Raw genomic sequence first — 3,957 nt, 5'->3', positions numbered from 1 at the left:
CGCCCGCAGCCTCGGCCTGCCCGCCGATCCGCTCGAGGCGGCGGAGGTGATCGCCACGGTGCCCGCCCGGCCGATCGACCTCGGCTGCGTCAACGGCCACTACTTCTTCAACGTCGCCAGTATCGGCTTCTCGGCGGACCTCGCCGGCGAGCTGACGGCGGACCTGAAGCGCCGCCTCGGCACGATCGGCTACGGCGTGGCGGCGTTCCGGCTCCTGCGCCGGGCCCGGCCGTTCACGGTCTACATCGAGCATGACGGCACGGTGGAGACCGTACGGACCATCCAGGTCTCGGTCGGCAACGGCCGCCACTACGGCGGCGGCATGACGGTGGAGGAGAACGCCACCGTCGATGATGGCCTGCTCAACTTCTACAGCCTGGAGGTCGCCCATTGGTGGCGGCTCCTCGCCCTGCTGCCGGCCCTGCGCCGGGGCACGCAGGGCAGGGCCGCCGACGTGCGCGCCTTCCAGACCACCGAGGTGATCCTGCGCACCAAGAAGCCGCGGCCGGTCAACACCGACGGCGAATTGACGACCTACACCCCCGCCCATGTGCGGGTGCTGCCCAAGGCCGTCCAGGTCCACGCGCCGCCGCCCTCGGCGCCGGGCCACTCCTCGATCTTTCCGTAAAGCCAAGGTCCTCCCTTAAAGCCAAAGCGACTTCGAAGGACTGTTCGCCGTGGATTCCCTCGTTCAGCTCGCCGCCGATCCGACGGCCTGGGCCGCCCTCGCGACCCTCGTCGTCATGGAGGTCGTGCTCGGCATCGACAACCTGATCTTCATCTCGATCATCACCAACAAGCTGCCGGCCGAGCAGCAATCGCGGGCCCGGCGCATCGGCATCGGCCTCGCGCTGATCCTGCGCCTCGCGCTGCTCGGCACCGTCGCCTACATCGTCCACCTGACCCAGCCGGTCTTCGAGATCTTCGGCAAGGGCCTGTCCTGGCGCGACATGATCCTGATCGCCGGCGGCCTGTTCCTGCTCTGGAAGGCCACCAAGGAGATCCACCACAGCCTCGATCCGGACCCCGAGGAGAAGGCCGGCGGCGGCGCCTCCCTCGGATTCACCGCGGCGATCGGCCAGATCCTGCTCCTCGACCTGGTCTTCTCGATCGACAGCATCATCACGGCGGTCGGCATGACCGAGCACGTGCCGATCATGGTGATCGCGGTGGTAACCGCCGTGACGGTGATGCTCGTCGCGGCCGATCCCCTGTCGCGCTTCATCGCCGCCAACCCGACGGTGGTGATGCTGGCGCTGGGCTTCCTCATCATGATCGGCATGACGCTGATCGCCGAAGGCTTCGGGGCCCACGTGCCGAAGGGCTACGTCTACACCGCCATGGCCTTCTCGGCCGGCGTCGAGGTGCTCAACATCCTCGGCCGGCGGGCGCGGAAGGGGAAGCGCAAGGCGGCGTGACGCCCGTCGCCCCGATGACACGTGAGACGAATTCCGCATTGCGACAGTGATCCCGCAGGGATCGCCTGAAGCAATCAGCCGGAAATCAACTGAGACGGCGCCCGATCGGGCGCCGTTTTCGTTCGATCCTCGCTCTCCCCGCGCCTCGATCCCGGAACAGGGCGGCGTCACGGCACCGGGCTCGCCGCCCCCTCCTCCGCCGCGCAGGTTGCCGGATCGGGCGCGTCCGCGGGTCCGGCGAGCTCGGCCCGGGCCCGCTCGAGGTCGGCCCGGAAGGCGGGATCGCCGACCAGGGTCGCGAACAGGGCGCTGCCGGCGAGGCGGCCGGCCTCGACGTCGCTCGCCCAGTGCACGCCGCAGACGATCCGGCTCTCGCCGTAGACCCGGGCACGGCGCAGGAGGGCCGTGGCGCGCTCCGGCATCAGGGCGGCGAGGACGAGGCCGAAGGTCCAGCCCTCGGTGGCGTGGCCGGACGGGTAGGCGAAGCTCCGGCCGAGGGCATCGGTCCGCGCGACGCAGAGGGCGGCGGCGTTGCCGAGATGCGGCCGGGGACGGGCGAAATGCGCTTTCGCGTCGCGCACCACCGCCACGACGTCGCGGCGCGCGCGGGCGAGGAGCAGGGCGAGGGCCGGCTGGCGGGCGGGTTCGAGGCGTCGGCCGGCGGCGCAGGAGAAGTCGTCGAGGAGCCGGGGCACGCCGGAGGGAACGTCGGCGATGGCGAGGTGCCAGCGCGGCGACCCGGCGAGGTCCCGGGTCACGGCGTAGGCCGCCGCATCGGCGCCTTGCGCGGGGCTGCCGGGCTTCGGCGGCGGAGGCAGGATCGCGACGGGATCGAGGGCACCGGCCTCCAGGTAGGGCCGGGGCGCCGGCGCGACCGGCGCGACCGGCTCGGCCGCGGCACCGGCCATGGTCGGGACGAGCGCCGCGGCGAGGAGCGCCCGCACCCGCTCACTCCTCCGATGCGAGGATCGCGGCCGCGACCGCCTCGGGGCATTCCTCGTGGGCGGCGAGCGCCCCCGGGATCGGGACGCTGCGGACGAGGCCGGCCTCGGCGAGGGCCGTCATCTCGGCGCCCGATCGGCGCGGCGTGCCCTTGGGGTGCAGCATCGTGACCGGGGGCAGGCCGGGGCCGAACAGGGCGTGGAACGCGCCGCGGGTCCGGACCGGATCGAGGCCGCCGGTGACGAAGGCGGCGGTTCCGAAGCGGGCGCCGGGCTGGTGGGTCACCCGCCGCTTGTCGGCGAGCACGGCCGGGGTGACCCGGGCCGGATCGGCATAGACGTGGGCCTGCATCATCCGCGACACGATCGGCGTGCTGACGTTCAGCCGGTAGAGCAGGTTGCCGAGGACCGGCGCCTCGACCGCGCGGCGCAACCGGCCGAAGAGCGGCCGGCGCTCCTCGCCCATCGCGGTCGGCAGCGGCCCGCGCCAGGTCGGCGCCACCAGGACCAGCCGGGCGAAGGCGCCCGGGTGCCGGGCCGCCGCGGCGACGAGATAGCCGGCGGCGTGGCCCGCCGCGACGCCGACGGCGTAGGGGCCGGGCGCCTGGGCCAGGAGGGCGTCGAGGAAGGCGTGGAGCGTGTCGGGGGCCAGCGGCACCCGGATCCGGGGTTGCGCGCCGAAGCCGGGCCAGTCCGGCACCAGGCAGGCATGGCGGGCGGCGAGCCGCGTCGCCAGGGGCCGCATCTCCTCGCGGGTCGAGATCGAGGACAGGGCCGGCAGCAGCAGGGCCGGCTTCCCGGCGCCGATCCGGTCGGCCGGCAGGCTCACCGAGCGCCCGGCCAGGGTGAGGGAGAGAACCTGCGTCTCGACGCCCGCCATGACATCTCCTTGAGACAAGACGGCTCCTTCAGAACGGCTTGACGACCACCAGGATCACGATGCCGATCATCAGCAGCGTCGGCACCTCGTTGAGCACCCGGTAGAATTTCGGGCTGCGGGTGTTCCGGCCGGCGGCGAAGTCCTTGACCATCCGCGACAGCCAGCCGTGGATGCCGCTCATCGCCAGAACCAGGGCGAACTTGGCGTGCATCCAGCCCTGCGTATAGGCGCCGCTCATCACCACGAGGGCGATGCCGAAGATCCAGGTGGCGATCATCCCCGGCAGCATGATTGCCTTGGCCAGACGCCGTTCCATCACCTTGAAGGTCTCGCCCTGGGGCGAACCGGCCGGCAACGCCGCGTGATAGACGAACAGCCGCGGCAGGTAGAGCATCGCCGCCATCCAGGCGATGAGCGAGATGATATGGGCGGCTTTGATCCAGAGATACACGGTGGGATGGTTCCTGTAGGGGATGTAGTGTTTTTTCGAAATCTTACAGCGGGTTGAGCGGTGCGGGCGCGACGGCTGCCGCGCAAGAACCCTCCCTCCTCCGCGGGGGAAGGTGGCCTGCGGAGCAGGCCGGGAGAGGGAAACCCGTTTCCGGATGAGGCGGAACCCTTCTGACGGGCGCCACCTGGATCAGCGTCGCGCTGCCCCTCTCCCGCCCGGCTCCGCCGGGCACCCTCCCCCGCGGAGGGGGGAGGGTTCATGCTCTCG

5 protein-coding genes are annotated in these 3,957 nt (G+C 71.8%); 2 read left to right on the top strand and 3 right to left on the bottom strand.

Annotation, left to right across the window (positions count from 1 at the left end):
• Together VQ03_RS29415 and VQ03_RS29410 are read left to right on the top strand one after the other, a co-directional pair.
• On the top strand, positions 1-628 hold a 628-nt coding region (locus VQ03_RS29415), incomplete at its 5' end, for a lipid kinase (protein ID WP_048454478.1).
• 49 nt (positions 629-677) lie between these two features.
• Positions 678-1,418: a TerC family protein gene (locus VQ03_RS29410; RefSeq protein WP_048454477.1), complete on the top strand. Its 741-nt coding sequence runs from the start codon at positions 678-680 to the stop codon at positions 1,416-1,418.
• A 167-nt stretch (positions 1,419-1,585) separates the two neighbouring features.
• Here the strand turns inward: VQ03_RS29410 and VQ03_RS29405 are convergent, their stop codons facing one another.
• The 3 genes from VQ03_RS29405 to hemJ are packed head-to-tail and all read right to left on the bottom strand — an operon-like array spanning position 1,586 to position 3,690.
• Positions 1,586-2,362, bottom strand: a complete 777-nt coding sequence (locus VQ03_RS29405) for an acid phosphatase (protein ID WP_048454476.1) — start codon at positions 2,360-2,362, stop codon at positions 1,586-1,588.
• Between the two features lie 4 nt (positions 2,363-2,366).
• Complete coding sequence (locus VQ03_RS29400; RefSeq protein WP_048454475.1) at positions 2,367-3,239, bottom strand: alpha/beta fold hydrolase; 873 nt, start codon at positions 3,237-3,239, stop codon at positions 2,367-2,369.
• A gap of 28 nt (positions 3,240-3,267) precedes the next feature.
• Complete coding sequence (gene hemJ, locus VQ03_RS29395; protein WP_083468307.1) at positions 3,268-3,690, bottom strand: protoporphyrinogen oxidase HemJ; 423 nt, start codon at positions 3,688-3,690, stop codon at positions 3,268-3,270.
• Positions 3,691-3,957 lie beyond the last annotated feature (267 nt).

Source organism: Methylobacterium tarhaniae (assembly GCF_001043955.1).
Lineage (GTDB): Bacteria > Pseudomonadota > Alphaproteobacteria > Rhizobiales > Beijerinckiaceae > Methylobacterium > Methylobacterium tarhaniae.
The sequence above is the reverse complement of the archived record's forward strand: the minus strand, read 5'-3'. Positions and strand labels throughout refer to the sequence as shown.